The 21,077-nt window shown below is 46.4% G+C and carries 21 protein-coding genes; 20 read left to right on the top strand and 1 reads right to left on the bottom strand.

Features of this window, described 5'->3' with window-relative positions; genetic code table 11:
- Window positions 1–7 precede the first annotated feature (7 nt).
- From AC0YNT_RS23885 to AC0YNT_RS23835, 11 genes are all read left to right on the top strand, one after another.
- Entirely contained in the window at window positions 8–1,354 is a 1,347-nt protein-coding gene (locus AC0YNT_RS23885) for a lipopolysaccharide biosynthesis protein (RefSeq protein ID WP_475806848.1), read from the top strand.
- Window positions 1,351–2,478, top strand: a complete 1,128-nt coding sequence (locus AC0YNT_RS23880; protein WP_475806847.1) for a glycosyltransferase family 4 protein — start codon at window positions 1,351–1,353, stop codon at window positions 2,476–2,478. Before AC0YNT_RS23885 ends, AC0YNT_RS23880 begins: the two co-directional genes overlap by 4 nt.
- Window positions 2,475–3,530, top strand: a complete 1,056-nt coding sequence (locus AC0YNT_RS23875) for a glycosyltransferase family 4 protein (RefSeq protein WP_475806846.1) — start codon at window positions 2,475–2,477, stop codon at window positions 3,528–3,530. Before AC0YNT_RS23880 ends, AC0YNT_RS23875 begins: the two co-directional genes overlap by 4 nt.
- A gap of 24 nt (window positions 3,531–3,554) precedes the next feature.
- Entirely contained in the window at window positions 3,555–4,742 is a 1,188-nt protein-coding gene (locus AC0YNT_RS23870) for a glycosyltransferase family 4 protein (protein WP_475806845.1), read from the top strand.
- A complete protein-coding gene (locus tag AC0YNT_RS23865; protein WP_475806844.1) occupies window positions 4,739–5,932 on the top strand; it encodes a glycosyltransferase family 4 protein in 1,194 nt (397 codons plus the stop codon). The genes AC0YNT_RS23870 and AC0YNT_RS23865 overlap by 4 nt, the downstream gene beginning before the upstream one ends.
- Window positions 5,929–7,077, top strand: a complete 1,149-nt coding sequence (locus AC0YNT_RS23860; protein WP_475806843.1) for a glycosyltransferase — start codon at window positions 5,929–5,931, stop codon at window positions 7,075–7,077. Before AC0YNT_RS23865 ends, AC0YNT_RS23860 begins: the two co-directional genes overlap by 4 nt.
- A 74-nt stretch (window positions 7,078–7,151) precedes the next feature.
- Complete coding sequence (locus tag AC0YNT_RS23855) at window positions 7,152–8,099, top strand: aldolase (protein ID WP_475806842.1); 948 nt, start codon at window positions 7,152–7,154, stop codon at window positions 8,097–8,099.
- Entirely contained in the window at window positions 8,096–8,389 is a 294-nt protein-coding gene (locus AC0YNT_RS23850; RefSeq protein WP_475806841.1) for a lasso peptide biosynthesis PqqD family chaperone, read from the top strand. The genes AC0YNT_RS23855 and AC0YNT_RS23850 overlap by 4 nt, the downstream gene beginning before the upstream one ends.
- A 6-nt stretch (window positions 8,390–8,395) precedes the next feature.
- Window positions 8,396–8,845, top strand: coding sequence for a lasso peptide biosynthesis B2 protein (locus AC0YNT_RS23845; RefSeq protein WP_475806840.1), 450 nt, complete (start codon window positions 8,396–8,398; stop codon window positions 8,843–8,845).
- 19 nt (window positions 8,846–8,864) lie between these two features.
- Window positions 8,865–10,058 carry a nucleotidyltransferase domain-containing protein gene (locus AC0YNT_RS23840; RefSeq protein ID WP_475806839.1) on the top strand — a complete coding sequence of 398 codons (1,194 nt, stop codon included), beginning with the start codon at window positions 8,865–8,867 and terminating at the stop codon, window positions 10,056–10,058.
- A 15-nt stretch (window positions 10,059–10,073) separates the two neighbouring features.
- Complete coding sequence (locus AC0YNT_RS23835) at window positions 10,074–11,885, top strand: ABC transporter ATP-binding protein (protein ID WP_475806838.1); 1,812 nt, start codon at window positions 10,074–10,076, stop codon at window positions 11,883–11,885.
- Window positions 11,886–12,030: 145 nt separating this feature from the next.
- Here AC0YNT_RS23835 and AC0YNT_RS23830 read toward each other — a convergent pair whose 3' ends face one another.
- Window positions 12,031–12,141 carry a paeninodin family lasso peptide gene (locus AC0YNT_RS23830; protein ID WP_475806837.1) on the bottom strand — a complete coding sequence of 37 codons (111 nt, stop codon included), beginning with the start codon at window positions 12,139–12,141 and terminating at the stop codon, window positions 12,031–12,033.
- A 283-nt stretch (window positions 12,142–12,424) separates the two neighbouring features.
- On the opposite strand from AC0YNT_RS23830, the gene AC0YNT_RS23825 reads away from it, so the two are divergent.
- The 9 genes from AC0YNT_RS23825 to AC0YNT_RS23785 are packed head-to-tail and all read left to right on the top strand — an operon-like array spanning window position 12,425 to window position 21,072.
- Window positions 12,425–13,537: a P-loop NTPase family protein gene (locus tag AC0YNT_RS23825; RefSeq protein WP_475806836.1), complete on the top strand. Its 1,113-nt coding sequence runs from the start codon at window positions 12,425–12,427 to the stop codon at window positions 13,535–13,537.
- Window positions 13,527–14,774, top strand: coding sequence for a CpaF family protein (locus AC0YNT_RS23820; RefSeq protein WP_475806974.1), 1,248 nt, complete (start codon window positions 13,527–13,529; stop codon window positions 14,772–14,774). The genes AC0YNT_RS23825 and AC0YNT_RS23820 overlap by 11 nt, the downstream gene beginning before the upstream one ends.
- Window positions 14,765–15,625, top strand: coding sequence for a type II secretion system F family protein (locus AC0YNT_RS23815; RefSeq protein WP_475806835.1), 861 nt, complete (start codon window positions 14,765–14,767; stop codon window positions 15,623–15,625). The genes AC0YNT_RS23820 and AC0YNT_RS23815 overlap by 10 nt, the downstream gene beginning before the upstream one ends.
- 10 nt (window positions 15,626–15,635) lie before the next feature.
- Window positions 15,636–16,484: a type II secretion system F family protein gene (locus tag AC0YNT_RS23810; protein ID WP_475806834.1), complete on the top strand. Its 849-nt coding sequence runs from the start codon at window positions 15,636–15,638 to the stop codon at window positions 16,482–16,484.
- Between the two features lie 34 nt (window positions 16,485–16,518).
- Window positions 16,519–16,707 (top strand): Flp1 family type IVb pilin, encoded by a 189-nt coding sequence (locus tag AC0YNT_RS23805; protein WP_475806833.1) that lies wholly within the window; start codon window positions 16,519–16,521, stop codon window positions 16,705–16,707.
- Between the two features lie 52 nt (window positions 16,708–16,759).
- Complete coding sequence (locus AC0YNT_RS23800; RefSeq protein ID WP_475806832.1) at window positions 16,760–17,401, top strand: hypothetical protein; 642 nt, start codon at window positions 16,760–16,762, stop codon at window positions 17,399–17,401.
- Complete coding sequence (locus AC0YNT_RS23795) at window positions 17,398–19,626, top strand: coiled-coil domain-containing protein (RefSeq protein WP_475806831.1); 2,229 nt, start codon at window positions 17,398–17,400, stop codon at window positions 19,624–19,626. Before AC0YNT_RS23800 ends, AC0YNT_RS23795 begins: the two co-directional genes overlap by 4 nt.
- Window positions 19,592–20,563 (top strand): TadE/TadG family type IV pilus assembly protein, encoded by a 972-nt coding sequence (locus AC0YNT_RS23790; RefSeq protein WP_475806830.1) that lies wholly within the window; start codon window positions 19,592–19,594, stop codon window positions 20,561–20,563. Before AC0YNT_RS23795 ends, AC0YNT_RS23790 begins: the two co-directional genes overlap by 35 nt.
- Window positions 20,560–21,072, top strand: a complete 513-nt coding sequence (locus AC0YNT_RS23785) for an A24 family peptidase (RefSeq protein WP_475806829.1) — start codon at window positions 20,560–20,562, stop codon at window positions 21,070–21,072. Before AC0YNT_RS23790 ends, AC0YNT_RS23785 begins: the two co-directional genes overlap by 4 nt.
- The last annotated feature ends 5 nt before the right edge of the window (window positions 21,073–21,077 follow it).

The following is a 21,077-nucleotide window of genomic DNA, read 5'->3' as shown; positions in this document are numbered from 1 at the left end:
AAACGATATGGCTCTATTAAAAATACTGAAACGTAAGGACAACTTTGGTTACATGGCCCAGATTTTTGCATCAAATGTATTTATTCTCGTATTAAATACGCTGACAGGAATTATTATTGCGAGATTTCTTGGGCCGGAAGGCAGAGGGGAACAGGCGGCGATGATCATGTGGCCGCAGCTGCTATCTTACATCGTTACGCTTGGGCTGCCATCCTCGATTATTTATTATATGAAGCAAAAGGATAGTGATCAGGGATCTCTCTTCCTTGCTTCCTTGTGGATGTGTTTTGGACTGGGAACGATGTCAATGATCGGGGGAATAATCTTTCTTCCCGGCTGGATGGACGGCTATTCCGCTGATAAAATCCAATTCGCGTGCTGGGCACTTATTCTGGTCCCTTTTGGACTTCTTGGGGCAATAAATAATGCCGTTCTGCAAGCACGAGAAGAGTATGCCTTATTTAACCGGATCCGGTATTTGCCGAATATCATTACACTCATTCTGCTGCTTGTCCTGGTTCTAACAGGTCATGTCAATCCGTTTTATACATCTCTGACTTACCTCGCGCCTACGATTCCACTTTCTCTATGGATTATGATTCGGCTGCTGACGATGTACTCGTTCAGGCAAAAGGGAATCTTGAATTCCTCGAAGCAGCTGGTGCAGTACGGAATTCGCTCTTATGGAACGGATTTAGCGGGTACCTTATCCTTTTATATCGATCAAGTACTTGTTGTTGGGTTACTGTCACCTGTAAGTCTCGGCATTTATCTCGTTGCTTTAAATCTGTCGAAGATGCTGGACATCATTCAAGCTTCTGTTGTATCCGTTCTGTTCCCGCAAGCCTCGGGCTTAAAGCAATCTGAAGCCATTCAGCTAACGCTGAAGGTTTACCGGATCAGCTCGTTCGTTACAATTGGACTCGTGATTGCGGCTATTGGCTTTGCACCAATCGGGTTAATGCTGCTGTATGGCAAATCCTTTGCGGATGCCATCCCGATCTTTCGAATCTTGATCATCCAGGCTGCAATCGGGAGCGCAACTTGGACGCTGGCACAAGGGTTTATGGCAACGGATAAGCCAGGCAGAGTAACCCTGCTTAAGGTAGTCTCCTTATTTATGAATGTCGTATTAATCAATCTACTTACACCTCACCTTGGAATAATAGGGGCTGCTTATTCGCTACTGATCTCTGCAGGCGTAAATTTCTTGTTCATTTTGCTGCTTTACCGTCTGGAGCTTGGAACAAGCTGGATGGCTTTCTTGTATGACAAGGAGGATTGGCTTTGGATGAAAGAACAGCTGAGCCGGAGAAGAACAAAATCGATGGATAAGGAGGGGGCTCTATTATGAAGATTCTCTTATCCATTCATCATGAAATGAATTTAAATGCAGGGGCTGCCAATGCTACCTATCAATTATCTAAGCAATATGAACAATCAGGTCATCAGGTCATCTTGTTTTCATACGATAATTTACCTACCTATCTGCCCGGAAGATTAAAGGCCATAGCCTTCCCTTATTATTTATTCAGGCATATCAGGCGCTTTAGAAGCCGGCTGGATATCGTCGATGCATCAAGCGGTGATGCCTGGATATGGAGTCTGTTCAGGAAAAAGAACAGGGAGCCGGCACTTGTTACGAGAAGCCATGGACTGGAGCATACGATGCATGAAGGTCTACTTGAGGAGCATAAGCGCGGTAATATCAAGCTTTCCTGGAAATATCCGCTGTATCACGGAGGTATCCGTCTTTGGGAGGTAGCATTATCGTTTCGAAAGGCGGATGGAGCCTTGTTCTTAAACCAACAGGATTATCGCTATGCGATAACCAGATTGAAAGTCAAAGAGGCCAGCACCCGCCTCGTCAGAAACGGTCTGCCAAACGAATTTCTTGGATTGCCGATATCCCTTTCCATTCCTTTGCCAGGTGAACCAATTCGGATTGTGCAGATAGGCAGCTATATTTTACGTAAAGGGATTAAATATACCGCAGAGGCAATGAACGTAATTTTACTGGAGTATCCTCATGTGGAAATCTCGTTTATCGGGACAGGCTGTCAGCCTGAGACTGTTCTTGCAGACTACGATCCTTCCGTGCATTCTCAAATTCGTGTCATTCCAGGCTATAACCATAAGGAGCTGCCATCAATGCTGACTGGTCACCATATCAAGCTGCTGCCGACATTGTCGGAAGGTTATCCGTTATCACTAATTGAAGCAATGGCCTGCGGCCTTGCTCCAGTTACCTCATTTACGACAGGTAATTTTCTACGTGATAACGAGGACGCACTAGTTATTCCGATGCGGGATTCTACTGCAATTATTAACGGACTGAAGCAATTACTCGAGCATCCCGCACATTTATTTGCTCTTCAGTCGAAGGCTTATGAGACAGCGCAGCAGCATGATTGGGGTCAAATTGCAGGAGAAGCTATCCAATTCTACGAAGAAGTGCGCGGGGTGAAGGGTGGATGAAGATAGTACATATCGCGAATCATGTGCAGGAGGTTGGCAACGGCATTGTTAATGTCATGGTCGATCTGGCTTGTGAGCAAGTGAAGATGGGCAATGAAGTCATTGTTGTTTCCGGAGGAGGAAGCTACGAGGAACTGCTCCACCAGTATGGTGTCGTCCATTACAAACTTGATCAAACGAGAAAACCTGCACCGATGCTTCGGGCTTTTTTTCAATTTCGTGCTCTAATGAGGAGGGTTCGTCCGGATATTATTCACGCTCATATGATGACAGGTGCTTTGTTATCCCGCTATTTAAAAGGAATGAACTCCTACAAGATTGTGACACATGTACACAATGAGTTTCAAAAAAATGCCGACTTGATGAGGGTAGGCGACGCCGTCATCGCCGTGAGCAATGCGGTAGCCGAATCGATGGCTGCACGGGGGATTAAGCAAAGTAAATTAAAGGTCGTACGCAATGGCACGGTCGGAAGCCCACGGAAGATACATGCTTCATCCATGTTGGACCTGAAAGGACCAATTATTGTGACAGTTGCAGGCTTGTATACACGCAAAGGAATCGGGGATCTAATTGAGGCATTTGACCGGATCGCCCCCAAGGTAGAGAATGTCAGGTTATATATTGTCGGAGAAGGTCCGGACCGAACCTTATTCGAGAAAATGGCTGGTTTATCGATTTACCGGAACCAAATCAAATTTGAAGGCTTTCAGCTCGATCCTGTTCCATATATGCAGGTTGCTGACGTATTTGTTCTAGCTTCCCGCAAAGACCCGTTTCCGCTTGTCCTAATCGAGGCGAGGGAAGCGGGCTGTGCCATTGTAGCCACTGGGGTGGACGGCATTCCTGAAGCGCTTGATTATGGGGATTCAGGCATACTTGTTCCTCCCAAACAGCCCGCTCTGCTTGCGGAGGCAATTATCGAGCTGCTTGAGGATACGAAGAAGCGGGAATATTTCCGCGAGCGCGCAAAGCAGGGGCTGGAAATTTATCAAGTGCAGCGGGTGGCAGAAGAAACACTTCATATTTACAGAGAAGTTTTGAGTCAATAAGTAGGATGAAGAGAGTGATTGCCGATGAACGTGTTAACGACCGGATTAGGATGGAATGAACAACAGCCCGGAGGGTTAAATCGATATTTCGTTGATTATACGAATGCCATGAAGGAATACGGGCATACCGAGCTTGGGCTTGTCGTGGCCGAGCCTGGAGTTGAACTGAATACCAACTTGAATGTAGCCAATACAGCGACTAATACATCCGGTCTTCTGTCACGAATCCGTTCGGTGAGGGCACATACGTTGCAAGCGCTGAGTACGTTTCGTCCGGATGTATTTAATCCGCATTTTGCCTTATACGCTTCCTTGGTATCCAGGCAGTCACTGCCCAATCATATCCCGATTGTCACTCATTTTCATGGTCCGTGGGCTCTTGAGTCCAAAATGGAGGAAGGCGGCAAGCCCAGAGTTGTGAGAGAAGCCAGGTACCTACTTAAGAAGCAGGTCGAACAGCTGACCTATCGCCGCTCCGACCGTTTTATTGTACTGAGCGAATATTTTCGAAACATCTTGTCGAACAGCTATGGCATTGACCACGGTAAAATTCATATTATTCCTGGAGCTGTGGAACATGAGCGGTTCAAACCTCACCCGGATCGGCTGGCATTGCGTGCAAGACTGGGGGTAGCACCTGGTCAGAAACTTCTGTTCTGCGCTAGGCGCATTGTCCGCCGGATGGGCATTGACCGGCTGATTGATGCCATGCAGGTGGTTGTCCGGGAACATCCGGGGATCAGGCTGTATATTGCTGGTGACGGTCCGATGCGAAATGAATATGAACAGCAGATTGTTAGACTGGGCTTGTCTGAGAATGTAAGGATGCTGGGCAGGGTGTCTAACGAAGAATTGGTCGAGTGGTATCAAGCGGCAGATTACAGTATTGTTCCGACCATTACACTCGAAGGCTTTGGACTTGTAACAATTGAGTCAATGGCTTGCGGAACACCGGTATTCGGTACGCCTTACGGCGGGACGAGCGAAATTTTGCGTCAAATCTCTCCGGACTTGCTGTTCAAAGACGGAACGGTTGAATCAATAAGCGGGAAACTGATCGATGGTTTAAGCGGACAGCTTGTGCTGCCGTCAAGAGAAGCATGTAGGGAGCATGTGCTTCAGCAATATACATGGAGCAGTGTGGCAGGGGCAGTAACCGATGTGTTCCGGGATGCCATGGAGATGAGGAGTAAAGGAGGGCCAAGCCGATGAGAGTCGCCTATTACAATCATACCAGTGTGGTAAGCGGAGCCGAGATGAATCTGATGGTGACGGCAAAGCATTACACGAAAACTCATCCAATTGTATTTGCACCAGAAGGCGAGCTGCTTGATCGGGCTAGAAAGGACTGGCTGGAAGTTGTGCCGCTGCCAAGTTATAATGCGCGGCTTAGCCGCAATCCAATCCGGCTGGCTGCTGGAGTGACCGGCATGATTAAAGCCGGTTATCAGTTCTCTGAAGTGGTGACGGCTCACGAGATAGATGTGATTCATGCCAATTCGCTTCGGGCTGGGATGATGGCGTCGTTGTTTTATTGGCGGCACCAGATTCCTGTAATCTGGCATTTGCATGATATTCCTCCGAAGGGGCTGATCGGCAAAGTAATACGGTTGTATGCTTCGCTTGCAGCACAGTCGGTTATCGCTATCTCAGGACCAGTTATGAAGGAATATCAAAAGCTGGGGGAGCGTATTCATCTCGTCCATAACGGAGCTGTACTCAGCGAATTTTCTGAAAGAGAAAAGGCCTATAACCGGGAAAAAATTCGGGCCGAGCTGAACACCCCCCAGGAAGGTCGTGTAATGACAATAATTGGCCAAATTGCGCCTTGGAAGAGGCAGGCGGATGCGATACGGGCGCTTCATACCTTACTTCAAAATGGAGAGGAGAATTATTTGTGGATTGTCGGAGAGCCCAAGTTCCGTGAGGAGAATGAGAGGTATCTGGAAGAGCTTCATCGGCTGGCCGACCAGCTAAAGGTAAATCAATATATCCGTTTTACAGGTTTTCGTGAGGATATAGACGAAGTGTGCTGCGCATCTGACCTGCTGTTACTTTGTTCGGAGAATGAACCTTTCGGTAGAGTCATAATCGAAGCGATGGCACAAGGGACTCCGGTCATTGCTACAAATGGCGGCGGGGTAACGGAGATTATTCAGCATGGACGGAGTGGATTACTATATACGACCGGAGAAATTTTGGAGCTTGTTCAATGTATTCAGGATCTTCAGAAGATGGAGCCGCTGCGCAGGCTAATCAGTGATAACGCTATTGATCGGATCAAGGAATATTTTTCAATCGGGCAGGCAGCTGTTAAGACGGAGCAGATCTATATGCAGACAGTCAGCGGAGGAGCAGACATCGGGGGCAAACTCCGGGAAACCAAGGGGGTGGCGAAATGAAGTATCGGGTAGCCATTGTACATGATTATTTAAATCAAATGGGCGGAGCTGAAAGAGTTGTCGGTGTAATGCACAAGCTGTTTCCTGAAGCGCCGATTTATACGACGATTGTTGACAAGGAAAAGCTATTGCCTGAATTTCAAGATGCAAAAATTATAACGACATGGATGCAGCGTATTCCGAATATTTTACGTGACTTCAAGCTGTACTTTTGGCTGTATCCGTTTGCCGTCCGTTCAATGAATTTAGAAAACTATGACATCATTATCAGTTCCAGCAGCGCCTATGCTAAAGGAATACGTAAGCCGGAGCATGCAGTTCATTTATGCTATTGCCATTCCCCGATGCGTTTTGCCTGGAATTTCGACGGTTATATTGAGAATGTAAAGGTGTCACCGTTCCGTAAAATAGCTGCCAAATGGCTGACCTTTCCTCTGCGGATTTGGGATAAATCCAATTCGAAGCAGGTAGACCGTTTAGTTGCCAATTCCAGTATTGTGAAAGAGCGAATCAACAAATTTTATGGATTGGAGTCAACTATTATTTATCCGCCAGTTGAGGTGGAGCGGTTTATGGTAAGTAAAGAGGAACCTGAGGATTATTACCTAATTGTCTCAAGGCTGGTCTCCTACAAGAAAATTGATATTGCCGTCGAAGCTTGCTCCCGCCTTGGTCGCAAGTTATTAATCATAGGAGATGGAGATGATCGGGAACGGCTTGAAGCAATGGCTGGTCCGACCGTTCAATTTTTAGGACGCAGGAGTGATGAAGATGTTGTCCGTTATATGCAAAGATGCCGGGCACTTCTTTTCCCAGGGCTCGAGGATTTCGGGATTACTCCTCTTGAAGCCAACGCCTGTGGCAGACCTGTTATTGCGTTTCAGGCAGGCGGTGCATTAGATACCATTAAGTCTGGACTAAACGGGATGTTCTTCAAAAATCAAAGTGCAGGATCTTTAATGGTTGCTCTGCAAAACTTTGACGGTATGAAATGGGATCCGCAGCTTATTCGAGAACATGCAGAGTCGTTTAATGAACGTTTCTTTATTGAAAGGCTATTGTCCAGTCTGCAAAGTGCAATTGATCCGCTTGGAAGCAGCCTGAAACATTATGGGGTGGAGGCAGGCGTCCATTTTGGGAGATAGTTCTGTCTATAGTGATACATTTTGTTGATTAATTTGATCTATTTTGCTACAATTAGTATCATAAAGAAGAAGAGGTGAGTTCAATTAGGGAGAATGGACGGGTAGATCAAAAGTTTTATTCCGCATATGGACTGCTAATGGCGAGTGAAATCGATCTGCCGGAACTATGGGACGGAGAGAGCGGCGAGCCGGATGTCTTTATTGAATTTGCGGACTTGAGTGACTTTGTGAAGGATTGGGAATCGGACAGACTCGAACGGGCTGGAATTGATGATGTCGTCTTCAGAGTTCCGGATGTGGCTAACTATCGTGTGGTTGGTAATCACCTCATACAAGTCATGCCTGTCAATGGAGCAGATCCAAGAGAATACCGGATGTACATTCTTGGTGCTTGCTGTGCAGTGCTGCTGGTACGCAGAGGAATGGTACCGCTGCATGCAAGCGGCGTGGTAATAGATGGTAAGGCTTATGCGATACTTGGTGATTGCGGCGCAGGCAAGTCTACACTTGCTACAGCTTTCAGACATGCTGGATATAAATTGCTAAGTGACGATATTGTTGGAGTGTCGTTGGATGAGAGCACGAATATGCTGACGGCTTATCCAGGATATCCGCAACAGAAACTCTGGAAACAAAGTCTGGACTATTTCCACATGGAAGCTGATCATTACAATCCGATATTGGAGAGCTACGACAAATTTGCTGTACCCGTACATGATCAGTTCGTACACCACTCTTTGCCGTTAGCAGGAATATTTGAACTTGAGAAGGCAGATATCACACGTGTAACCCTGAATCCTTTAACTCCGCTCGAGCGCGTTCGATTGCTCCGTTACCATTCCTTTTTAGATAAGTTATTAAAAGAAATGCAAATGGAACAATGGTTGTTTGCATTGGCAGTAAAGATAGCACTCGCAATTCCCTTTTATCAACTAAAGCGTCCGCTTGACGGATTTACCGCACCTGATTTAGTTAACCAAATTATTAATACCGTCAGAGAAGGAGAGGTCGTTTCTTTATGAATAAACTCAATGTTATGGTCAGCGGCACCATTATGCGTGCCGAAGGTTTTCTTGTCAGCGACATGGGCGGGGAAAAAGTAATGATGAGCATCCAAAGTGGTAAATATTATAACCTTGGTCAATCAGGCGGAGTAATCTGGGAGCATCTAGCTGCCCCTACTACACTCACAGAAATTGTGAATAAGATTTGCGAAGAGTATGACATTGATAGAGAGGCGTGCGTGAGTCAGGTGTCTGTCTTTTTGCAGCAGCTGGCAGAGCAAGGGTTGATTGTAAGCACTGAGGTGTAGACGTTGATGAGGAAGTTACGGAAATTTATTTCCTCCGACGCTAAGCTCTTGCTGGCAGAAGCTTTTATATATCTTGGATGGGCAAGAATTTTAAAAGCTCTGCCTTTCGCAAAGGTGGCTCCGAGCCTTGGTGTTTCCTTGAGAGAAACGTCATATCAGACGTCATTGCAAGATGAGGAGCTTATACAAAAGATTGCAAGAGCAATCCGCATCATGAGCCGCTATACCTTATGGGAGAGTAAGTGTTTAGTAATGGCAATTGCATGTATGAAAATGCTGGAAAAAAGGAAGATCGAGAGCACGTTGTATCTAGGGACGATGAAAAATGAACAAGGCAAGATGAATGCACATGCATGGCTTCGCACAGGTCCTCATTATTTAACCGGTGCCGAAATCATGGAGCGCTATACGGTTGTTGGTATCTTTGGGAAATTGCTTCAAGAAGGGTCAAGATAAAAAAAGGGGAGAGTTGGAGATGAACCGCCCTATTGCGCTGGATATAAGTACATTCTCGAATGAAATGAAATTTATGCTGAAGCTTCTGCGCTCTGATCTTCCATTGGACGCGGATGAGATGATCCGGCATTCCCGTGATCTGGATTGGAATTCTTTCCTTAGTTTTGCTGTATATCATGAGACATTTCCTGTTTTGTATCCATTGCTGGTGAAGCTTAATGAGGAGCAGTCATGGACCCCGGAACTCATTATGAATAGGCTCAAGACGTTGTATGTTAGAAATACAATGGAAATGCTTCATTTGCGGGGCGAACTGGAGCGGGTGAATAAGCTGCTTGCTGATAAGGGTGTTCGTTCACTGACTCTTAAAGGACCGGTACTGGCTGATATGCTGTACGGAGATATTTCGGGACGAACTTCGGGTGATTTGGATATTCTAGTGTCGAAGAAGGAATGGGATAATTCCGTATCAGTATTACTTGAAGCAGGTTATATTCGAGGCGAGCAATATGAGGATGATAGTGAGGTGTTTAAGAATACCGAACGGAAGACCCATCATATCTCCTATGTTCATCCCACGAAAAATGTTGAGATTGAGCTGCATTGGAGCCTGAATCCGGATACAGTTATAGAACCTTCTTTTGATGATCTTTGGAGCAGAAGACAGAAAAGCACGCTGAGCAAGTTTATTTATACACTTGGCAACGAAGATATGTTTGTTTATCTGATCTTGCACGGCACGAGGCATGCCTGGACTAGTCTGAGGTGGCTTTTGGATATCGACCGTATGTTGAGCAGATTTCTGAATTGGAACCGAGTACGACAGCTTTTTGAAGAAAGCAAAAGCACGGTTCTGGGAGGAAAAGCTATTATATTGGCAAGCAATTTGTTAGGCAGTCTGCTCCCAGAAGAGGCATACGCCATGACCCAAAATCAAAAAGCCCACCGTCTTGCACAAACCGTGACCTTGTTCATTCGTGAAGAAGTTATCTTGTATCCTAAGCCTGCGAAGAAAGAAATTGCGGTAGCTTACAACCGGTATCTCCTCTCAACAATGACCCCCAAGCAAAAGCTACTATATGTGACAAACAAGCTGTATCCGAGTAGCAAGGATATGATGGTATTACCTCTTCCCAAATTTCTGCATTTTCTCTATTTCCCTCTCCGCCCTTTCTTATGGTTCTGGCGGCAAGTGAAACGGCAAACCATATAAGGGAGGCTGCTCATCTTGAAGGACATTCTCCTGCTGCTTCGAAAATTATATGCCTCTTCCGGCAACCGACTCTATCTGCATTTTCTGATGATGTTGTTCGTAAGCGCATTGGAAGGGATCGGGATTTTTCTGATTATTCCGCTCCTTAGTATAATTGGTGTATTTGATATGGATATGGGGGCAATCCCGTTCATAAATTCTGCAATGGATAAACTGGAGCAGTGGGATTTTCCCATGAATTTGCCTGTTGTCTTATCAGTATATGTTATTCTTGTTGGCGGCCAAGCCTTACTGCAGCGCAATCAATTCTTATTGGCAACTAAGATTGAACAACGTTATATCAGGCAGCTAAGAGTAGAGACCCATGAGTCACTGCTTAATGCCAAATGGGAATTTTTTTTGAACCGAAGAAATTCAGACTATAATCAGGTTCTCTCTACGGAATTGAATCGGGTAAGCAACGGTATTAATCTGCTGTTGACGTTAATTTCAGCGGCTGCCTTTACCTTTATCCAAATCGGCTTTGCACTGTGGCTTTCTACAGAACTTACCTCCATCATTATTATTAGTGGTTTGCTGCTTTCTCTTGTTTCACGCAAATTTGTAAGAAAATCAGCTAAGCTTGGCAAAGAAACTTCACAGCTGTTTAAAAACTATTTTGCCGATTTGAGTGATCATTTCAACGGTATCAAAGACATTAAGAGTAATTTGCTTGAACGTTCGCATATCAGAAAATTTATTAATCTGTGCAGCAAAATTGAAAGTAATTATGTGAAGGCATACCGGGTTTATGCCAATTCCCAATTTCTATACCGCGCCTCTTCCGTTGTTTTAATTGCTGTATTTGCTTATGTTTCCATTACTTTACTTCATGTGGCTGCGGAGCAGCTTATTTTAATTGTATTGATTTTTACACGGCTGTGGCCGCATTTTATTACGATACAGTCGAGTCTTGAACGAATCATGTCTCAATTGCCTGCCATGAAGGTGCTCATGAATTTGCAGAGAGAGAGCCAGAATGCAAGCGAGTCGCTCTTGCTGCAGGATATTAAGCCGGATGCTTCCTTCTCGGTGGAAGATCATATTTCGTGCAGTCATGTGTCATATCAGTATGATAAAGAAAGCACTCATCTCGCCTTAAAGGATATCCATATTAAAATTCCAGCGAATCAGATGACGGCTATTGTTGGAAAGTCTGGTGCCGGGAAAAGTACGCTTGTTGAACTGCTGATGGGGCTTATTCAACCAGATGTGGGAAGTGTACTGATTGATGGGAAGGTTCTGAATGAGGAACAACGATTCCATTACCGGAATACAATCGGCTATGTATCGCAGGATCCTTTCTTATTTCATGGCAGTCTGCGTGAAAATTTGCAATTGGTCGTAGAGAATGCAACTGAGGAGCAAATGTGGGAGGCACTCCGATTTTCTGCTTCAGATGAATTTGTTCGTAAGCTCCCGCAAGGACTCGATACGGTCATTGGCGATCGCGGGGTAAGGCTATCAGGCGGGGAAAGGCAGAGAATTGTACTGGCGAGAGCGATCCTGAGGAAGCCTTCTATTCTTATTCTGGATGAAGCTACAAGCGCTCTTGACAGCGAGAATGAGGTGCTTATTAAAGAGGCGATAGATAGGCTGCGAGGTTCCATGACCATTGTTGTCATCGCCCATCGTCTATCTACGATTCGCTATGCGGATCAGGTTATTGTACTGGAAAACGGGGAGGTCGTTCAGCAGGGCGGTTATTTACAGCTCTCGATGGAGACTCGCGGAACCTTTAAGAAGCTGCTGAATTATCAGGCTGAAACAAAGGAACTCATTCAATAACGTATGATGACAATCAATAGAATTAAAGCTGCTCATTACCAGTAAGCAATGGTGATGGGCATCTTTTTTTTATTTTAGACTAATAACAAATGAGCCCGTCTCTCCTAAGGAGATGACGGGCTCATTTGTCTATTTCAATAAGAAATTACCATTTTTTGCTGCCAGGTTTATGGTTGAAGGATTCAACTTCAACATCTGTGAAAGTCATTTTCACATCGAGTACTTCCAATGCAGGAGCTTCCCATACTTTTTTCATACTTTCACCTCCCCCTTTTGGTTCATGTACCTCGATATGTATGAGATACGTTACGTTTCCTATTATAACATAAGTTGATACAAATTGTATCACTTTTCTTGAAAAAGTTTATCTTTTTTTTTACAGATGATGGTTGACGGACGTTTGGATGGAATGGTAAGATTTGTACATTACAAATTGAATCGGCAATTTTACGGAAGCACCGTAGAAGATCGCAGGAAACTGCGTCTTTTACGGTGCTTTTTTGTGTTTTTGTCGGAAATAGAAAGGTAGGAGCAGTCAGGTGAGGCAGCAATTAGCGATAGCAGTCAAAGAGCAGGATTATGTAAAGAGACTAGCTGATTATGTGCGGGATAGTCCGTTCAGTGAGCAATGGCAGCTAACGGCTTTCACGCATGTAGAAGCCTTTGTTCAATTTTTAAAGTCGGGTTTCCCGATTCATGGGATTGCTGCGCAGCCCGAGATGCTGAAAGCGGCTGCTGATGCTGATGTATTGCCAGAAGGTGTACCGGTTGCAGCACTGGTAACAGCAATAGGTCAGTGTCCTGATTATCATGAGCTGCTACAATTTCAAGCGCTGCCCGGGCTGCTGCAGGGAATAGCTGCTTTTATGGCAACTGCCCCTCATCTTGCTGTAAAAGAACAAGAGGTAAATATCACTACCGTCTATTCAGCCTCCGGTGGCATAGGGAAGACAACGCTAGCAAGACAGCTGGTTCATACGGCGGCAAGTAATGGCCATCGTGTTTTCTATTTGAATCTGGAGCGTTGGAGTGCTGCCGGTGCTTGGCTTGAAGAAGCTGGAATAGCAGCAGGTGAGGAAGGATTATCCCAACTGCTCTATACGCTGCAATCCCATCCGGACAAAGTTGGAGAGTGGCTGACCAGACATAGTAAGCGGCATGCTTCGTTCAAAGGTGATTATATCCTGCCTTGTACGAATCCAGAGGATCGTATGACGCTTCAAGCCGCTGATGCTGCTGCGATTATTCAGGCAATAGTCTCTACAGGCCAATATGATCACATCGTCATTGACCTGGATGATGGACAAGATGAGCTGCATCTGGCTGTTTTGGAGCTTAGTCATCAGATCTTATGGCTCATCACAGAAGATTTGGCTGTTCAGCGAAAAAGCCAGTTGGTGTATCAGTATGCTATGCAGCGGTGGGGAGATCGATTTCGTACGATTGAGCGGCGTATTCTTCCAGTTATTAATCGAAGTGACGGTCAGTCTCACGCGTTACATTTATTCAAGCCTGCAGCTGCAGCATTGCCGGACATACGGCTAAGTTCTTCCACTTCTGTCTTGGCTTCGCCTCTATATAAGGCTGCTGTTGAACGGTTGTTTAAGGAGCTTGTAAGGGAGGAAGGAGGTGCGTTGATTGCTGACCGATGAATCCGTACTGGAGCTCAAGAATCGAATCAAGGAAAGGCTGGATTACAGTGGGGCCGTATCTGATGAGCAGTTAACCGCAATCGTAGAACAGACGGTATTCGCTTGGAGCAGCAGTCATCCGCTTACTGCATCTGAACTGGCATCACTCGTACGAAGGCTGTTTCATTCTTTTCGTGGACTCGATATTTTACAGCCTCTTATGGATGATCCCACTGTAACGGAGGTCATGATCAATCACCATGCAGAGATCTTTATTGAACGCAGCGGCAAGCTCAGTTTGTTACCTGTAGCCTTCGAGAGCAGAGAGCGCCTTGAAGATTTGATCCAATCGATTGTAGCGAGTGTGAACCGGGTCGTTAATGAATCTTCTCCTATCGTAGATGCGCGGCTAAAGGACGGATCCCGTGTTCATATCGTACTTCCGCCAATCGCGCTGCGGGGGCCTGCTATGACTATCCGCAAATTCCCAGAGCGGCCGTTATCTATGAACGAGCTCGTACAGAACGGGGCGTTAACGCAGGAGGCTGCTGCGTTCCTTCAGCTGCTAACGAAAGCGCAGTATAACATTTTTATTAGCGGAGGAACTGGAACGGGGAAAACAACCTTTCTTAATGCCCTCTCCCAGTACATTCCAAGCGATGAACGGCTGGTTACGATTGAAGATTCCGCGGAGCTGCAAATTCGAAGTGTTCCTAACCTTGTATCGCTGGAGACACGCAATGCGAATACCGAAGGCAAAGGCGAGATTCCCATTCGCGACTTGATTCGAGCCTCGCTGCGGATGAGGCCAAACCGGATAATCGTCGGGGAAGTGCGCGGCGGTGAAGCACTCGATATGCTGGCGGCTATGAATACGGGACATGCAGGAAGTATGTCCACCGGGCATAGCAACGGCCCGAGGGATATGATGTCACGTCTCGAGACGATGGTAATGAGCGCAGCGGATATGCCGGTGCAAGCTATACGAAAACAGATCGCTTCCGCTCTTGACATTGTCATTCATCTCTCTAGATTCAGAGACCGTTCTCGCCGCGTCACGGAAATTTGTGAAGTCGTTGGGCTTGAAGAAGGGGAGATTGCTACCCGGCCTCTTTTCCAATTTGAAGAAGCAGGTGAGGAAGAGGGAAAGGTCATCGGATCGCTTAAGCGGACAGCAAATAAGCTTCAGCATACAGAGAAGCTTACGATGGCCGGATTATCTATGGAGCGTGGTTGGGAGGATGCCGTATGCCTTTAGCCAGGACGGCGGGCAAACCATCTCCATCCGATCGTTTGCGTTTATGGCTGGAATGGTGCGGATGGGAGAGATCATCTTGGGGGAAATCACCACAAATTAAGCCGGTGAAGCTTCAGAGTTATGATTATTACCAATTATCGATTGGGCAGTTTATCGGATCAGCTGCTATAGGGTATGCTGCTGTTTTTACAGCAATTTATCTTATCTATCACTCATTTGTTATATCCAGTTTGCTTGCGTTTAGCGGCATTATTGCACCAAGACTGTACAGGTCATCCCTTCTGATCCGCAGGAAGGAGCGGCTGCAGCTGCAATTTAAAGAGGCGCTTTATTCTCTTGCTTCGTCGCTGGCAGCAGGCAGGTCGGTCGAAAATGCGTTTCTAGCAACGATAGATGATCTAAAGCTGCTGTATCCAGATCCTCATACGGAGCTGATTGTAGAGTTTCAAATCATCAAGCATCGACTGGATAATGCCGAACCATTGGAGCAGGCGCTGCGCAGCTTGGCAATACGGGCCAATTTGGACGATATAACCCAATTTGCAGATGTATTTGCAGTATGCAAACGATCGGGCGGCGATTTGGTCGAAGTAATGAAGCGTACTTCGCAGGCAATTGGTGAGAAGCTGGAAGTCAAACAGGAGATTGCTGTTCTGCTTGCGCAAAAGCGGTTTGAAGCCCGCATTATGATGGCCGTTCCCTTTGCTTTTCTTGGTTTTCTTAATGCGTTTGCTCCCGACTATATGAAGCCATTGTATGGAGGAGCCGGGTATGTACTCCTTACACTCGGCCTTGGGGTTCTAGTATTATGCTTTTGGCTGATCCATAGGATTATGCAAATTCGGGTATAGGAGGCGGGAGATGGCTTTTATTGTACTGCTGCTTGCTGTACTATGGCTTCTGCTTATCGGGAAGACAGCGCTGTCGAGTCTGTGGAAGAGAAATAAGCCGGCGTGGAAGGAGCTTCTGATCGCCATCCCTTTCGCCCGATTGCTGGATAGGAGCAAGTTTTACGAACAACTTCAGCTCCCGATTAGCAGCTATCATTCGAAACAGATTTTGCTCAAGGGGACAGACTGGCAGTTGACACAAACGAAGCAGCAGATAGCGGAGACGGTTGGCTTTGGATATGCGGTCTTAATGGGATGCTCTTTGCTTGCTTTACTGGTTAAGGAACCACTCCTCTTCGGAATGGGAATACTGCTTGGTTTGCTTTTGCCACTCCGTCCCTTTATGGAGGCAGGCCGAATCGTTGAACGCAGAAAGCAAGCCATCGTTGCTGAACTGCCGGAGACATTAAGCAAGCTGATGCTGCTTGTTGGTGCAGGAGAGCCGGTACTGCAGGCTTTTGTCCGCTGCCTCGAAGGCAAGGAGACAACGACTCATCCACTATATAAGGAATGGAGTAAAGTCGCAGTTGCTTTGCGCAACGGTGAATCCTTCAGTACTGCGATTGAACGTTTTAACCGGGGTTGTGCTGTGCAAGAGGTATCTATTTTTACAACAGTTCTATTGCTTAATTACCGCAGAGGCGGCGATCAATTTGTACTTGCATTGCGGGAGATCTCCTACACCTTATGGGAGAAACGCAAAGCCGTTGCCCGTTCCCGAGGGGAAGAGGCTTCATCCAAACTCGTATTTCCGCTTGTTGGAATATTGCTGGTTTTAATGGTTTTTGTTGCGGCGCCAGCCATGCTGATAATGTCGTAATCCAATACTTGAATGATTAGAGGGGATGTTTATTATGTTGAAAAAATTAGGGAAAGCAGCTCGTTCATTCTGGCGCTCAGAAAGTGGTCTAGGCACGCTTGAAGTGATACTGATTATTGCAGTGGTTATTATTATTGCACTGCTGTTCAAAGACTGGATTATCGAGCTGATTGAGAAATTAATGGGCAAAGCCGATGATGAAGCGGATAAAATTTTCTCGTAATCGCGTACGCAGATGGCTCCGCTGGCTTCAGAATTCAGAAGGCAGCTTTACGTTGGAGTCAACGTTGGTATTTCCGATCATCTTTTTTCTTATCCTGTTATTCCTGCTCTTCAGTATGTATATCTACCAAAAAGTTGTTCTCTACTATTCGGCCTCGGAAACAGCAGAACGAGCTTCATTCAGCTGGGATAACAGCCATCGGAATGCCCGTAACGGCATGCTTGTCACCCATGAATATGACAGCTTGTACTGGCGTATTGGCGAGGATTATATGCTGGGTTCACTCTTTGGTATGAGTACTGGTGAGACCGATCTTTCTCTGGAACTGCCTCTGCTGCAGGATGTGAGTTCACTAAAGCTGTCTGGAGCAAAACTGAATAAAGCATCTGTCTGGCTGACAGGTGAGGCTGGGCTGCCCTTTCAAGGGGCTGTTGGTTATTCAAATAGCATATGGAATCGGAAAGTAGCTGTTAAGCTGATGCAGCCGATGTCGCTTGTACCGCTTGAACGTACGCTTGGTCTGTCGGAGCCAAAGACGGTTGCATCGGCTAGTATAGTAGACCCCGTTCAATTTATCAGGGATGTGGATCTGGTCCGATATTACACAGCCAAATTCAATAATGGAACGTCGAAGCAAAAAGCTGGCAAAGCGCTTCAGGCATACAGCGGTGGCGAGAAAGCGGGAACTTCGTGAACAAAGTTAAAAGTGATGCCACACAAGGCTCTATAACGATTTTTTCGGCGGTTGTATTGTCAGGTCTGCTGTTGTTCTCGGCGGTGCTGATTGATTATGCACGAATCGCTGTCCTTCATAAACTGACCGAGGATGCTGCACGGTCTGGCGTCCGGTCTGTTCTTTCTGCTTATGATGAGAGGTTATATGAACGCTACGGGTTATTCGGTCGAGGCGGAACTGATGGTGATGAGATATTCGAACAAACGGTGCAGGCCAACTTCGGAAGGGATGCGGATGCGGCCTCTATCCAAGGAGAGGATTCATTCAAGCTCGTACAGGCGGAGCTTGAGTCGGCTCATACAGATTCTGCAGAGGTACTTGGCAAACATGAGGTTTTTGTCCATCAAGTGCTGGAAGAGAGCAAATACAAAGCCCCCATTGATTTTACATTGGAGCTGGCATCAAAGTTTGCTCCGCTCTCCGGAACAATGAAGGAAGCCACTGTTACCATCAATATGCTTGAAGAACTGAGGAAGCTGTACGACAAGCGGGAGGAGAAGCTGACCACCGTCCTGCAACTGCAGCGGGATGCGGCGGAGACAGTAACTAATGTTGCTGGACTTATTCCAACGAAAGCATTGGCGCTAGCAACAGGTACTCAGCATGCCGCTAGATTAGCTAGCGATTATGCACAGTATGCAAGCTGGGTGCTAACGGACAGACAACTGGCGGAACAAGGGAAGAAAGTAAGGTATTCGGAACAAATCGCAGATTATGAACAAAAGGCAAGAGCCTGGATGGACGAAATGGCCCGCGAGTTGGCTTTGGCAAAGAAACAGCATGATAAGCTGCAGGGAGAAGCGGTTCGAGCACTTCAATCAGCCAAACAGTTTAACGAAGAGATGCAGCGGATTAAGCAGGAAGCTGCTAATGCTCCTTCCATTAATGGATATGACCGTGTTACAGGAAAAAAACTCGCAGGTGAGGATGCTGAGGTAGTAGGGGCTGATCCGGCAAACGATATTAAGGAGATTCAGAATACTGCAGATGAGCTTGTATTGCCTGACAGCTGGTTTACCGATTATAGTCAGGAAATTTCGGATCAGGCATCTGTCTTTGCATCCTTGCAGATGGAAGCGGAAGGTTTCATATCTAATTTGGCAGCGGGTATAGCAACCCCAAGTTTGAACAATGAGCAAATAAAAGAAGGCGCAGTAAATCTGCGCATCGCTTATGAACAATACGAGGGGGCTTATTTGCGCACAGGCTCTAGAATAGATGAGCGTGAGCAGAAGCTGACGGACAAAGAAGTTAAGAAGGAACGGCAGGCTCAAGAGGCAAAAGCCGGTCAATTATGGTCGAAGGCAAGAAATCTGCTGCATGGCATGACTTCAGTTCCTCAAACGGAAGAGCATCTTAAGGTTATTCAAGAGATCGAGAAAAGGTACAAAGATAATCTCTTATTCAATCAGAAGGCAGACGATGCCGAAGCAGCAGGTCTTGAGGTAGCCGGGGATGCACATGAGGAAGCAGAGAATGCATCCTCTTTAATCGGCGGATTGTTCGGAGGTATCGCAGATATGCTCGAGCAAACGAGAGATTCGGTGTATATGTCGGAGTATGTGCTCCAGCACTATGCTTCATTTGCTCCACAAAATCTTCGAGCACTCTTAATGAACGGTGATCAGGCAGAGCTTGCTCATGCTGTCGCGTTTAACAATCAAGAAGCGGAATATGTCATTTACGGGTTTCATAGTACAACAGCTAATTTGGCTGCTGCTTATGGGGAATTGATTGGCGTTCGGATGGCGATAAGAACGATGGAGGGCTTGTCAGCCTGCAAGGCATCCGCACATCCATTACTAATATTATCCTGCTCTATTGTGTACGGACTAGAGAAAACGATGGAAGATATGGTCGCTTTTACAGAACGCGGGGCAGCACCCTTATCCAAATATATAAATGTGGATGTTGCGTATACCGATTATTTGCGGTTGTTTATGCTGGTACATGGCGGATCGGACCGTCCATCTTCGCTTGCCAGGATGATTGCGGTCATTGAGCATAATGATGGAGTGACTTTATCCCAAGTGCCCACAGCCATTACAGGTGAGGTACAAGCTTCCGCAAAGCTGTGGTTTTTACCTGGCGTAATGGACATGATTCAGCACTTTGGATCTCTGCAGGGAAAGGTTGTCGACGGAAAGTATGAAACGACGCAAACGATCGGATGGTCTTATTAGGAGACTGAGCCAGGCGAGGAAGAGGGAAGATGGCAGTATCGTGCTTGAGGCGGCTCTTGTTATGCCTCTATTACTTATTATCCTGCTCCTATTTATTGTGTTGATCCGTCTCTGTGCTGTACAGATGGCACTTCAATCAACCGCTTCGCAGACTGTCAGGCAAATTGCGACTCATATACGTCCGGCCGATCTTGCATTCAAGAAAGCTTCCTCGTCGATCCCGAATTTGGGGTCAATCAGCTTGCCGCTGCCGGACTGGGGCGGAACGATTGCGGCCGAGGCTGCGGAGTGGCTGCCAGCTCCGGCAGATGTATTAGCGTCAGCAGTTCTAGAAGGCAACTGGCAGCCGGTAGAAGATGCGGCAGCAACTGGGATAGGACGTACGGCCGTTGAACCGCTGCTCCTTCAGTTTGCTGATGAAGCAGTCTTGGAGAAAGAGCGTTTGAAGCTGTCACGGTTATCGCTTCCTGATTTGAAAGAGAAGGATAAACCGTATTTGACGATTGAAGCAGAATATACTTTCCCTTTGTCCTTGCCTTTTATAAATAAAAAAATCGTATTACGGGAGCAGGCTTCCGAGCGTGTATGGGTAAACGATTCCTTACCAGCAAAAGAGCAAACAGTTTCAGCCGACATTATACCGATTCAGATTGTTTCTATTCAGCCAGTTCCTTTACGCCCCGGCAATAGAGCAACGGTAATCGCATTAACCTCACCTGGTGCTTCTGCTTCACTTGAAGTGAAGTACAAGAGCGGCACAAGTGAAGCGAAGCATCTTGGAAGCGCCACGGCTGATGCCAATGGATATGTACAATGGACCTGGCTCGTTTCCGGCAATACAACACCAGGCACCTGGGAGTTAACAGCAACCTCGGCATCGGGCCAAATCGTTTCCATGCATTTTAATGTCGTCAAGAAGGAGGATGACGCGTCATGACTATACCTTTTGCAGCAGTTGCGATTCTATTATTAGCAGCCTTTTATACGGATCTGAAATCAATGACTATACCTAATCTCCTTACCGTTTCATTTTTAGCAGGAGGCTGCTTATTTGCTTTGTTATCAGATGGATGGCATGGCCTGCTCCTTTCTATTGGTGGTGCGGCTGCAGGGTTTATTCCATTACTTGTTCTACATTTGGCAAAAGGAATAGGTGCCGGAGATGTGAAGTTATTCGCTGCTATCGGTGCGTGGATTGGAACAATGGCTGTACTTCAATTAATGATGTATGCCATTTTGTATGCGGGTTTAATAGGGCTGCTTCTACTTGTATTTAATAGACCATTTGCAAGACGAATGACAGCAGGCCTCTCCATGCTGACGTCCTTGCTAGGCAGCCGTTTGGGGGCTTCGTCTTGGTTTACTTGGGCCAAATCCGGCAGGACCTTTCCATTTATGCTGGCGGTAGCACCTGGTGCAATAACGATGTGGATGATAACGATCTGATTGAA

This window comes from Paenibacillus sp. J22R56 (genome assembly GCF_056269375.1).
This window is presented reverse-complemented; position numbering and strand designations above follow the sequence as displayed.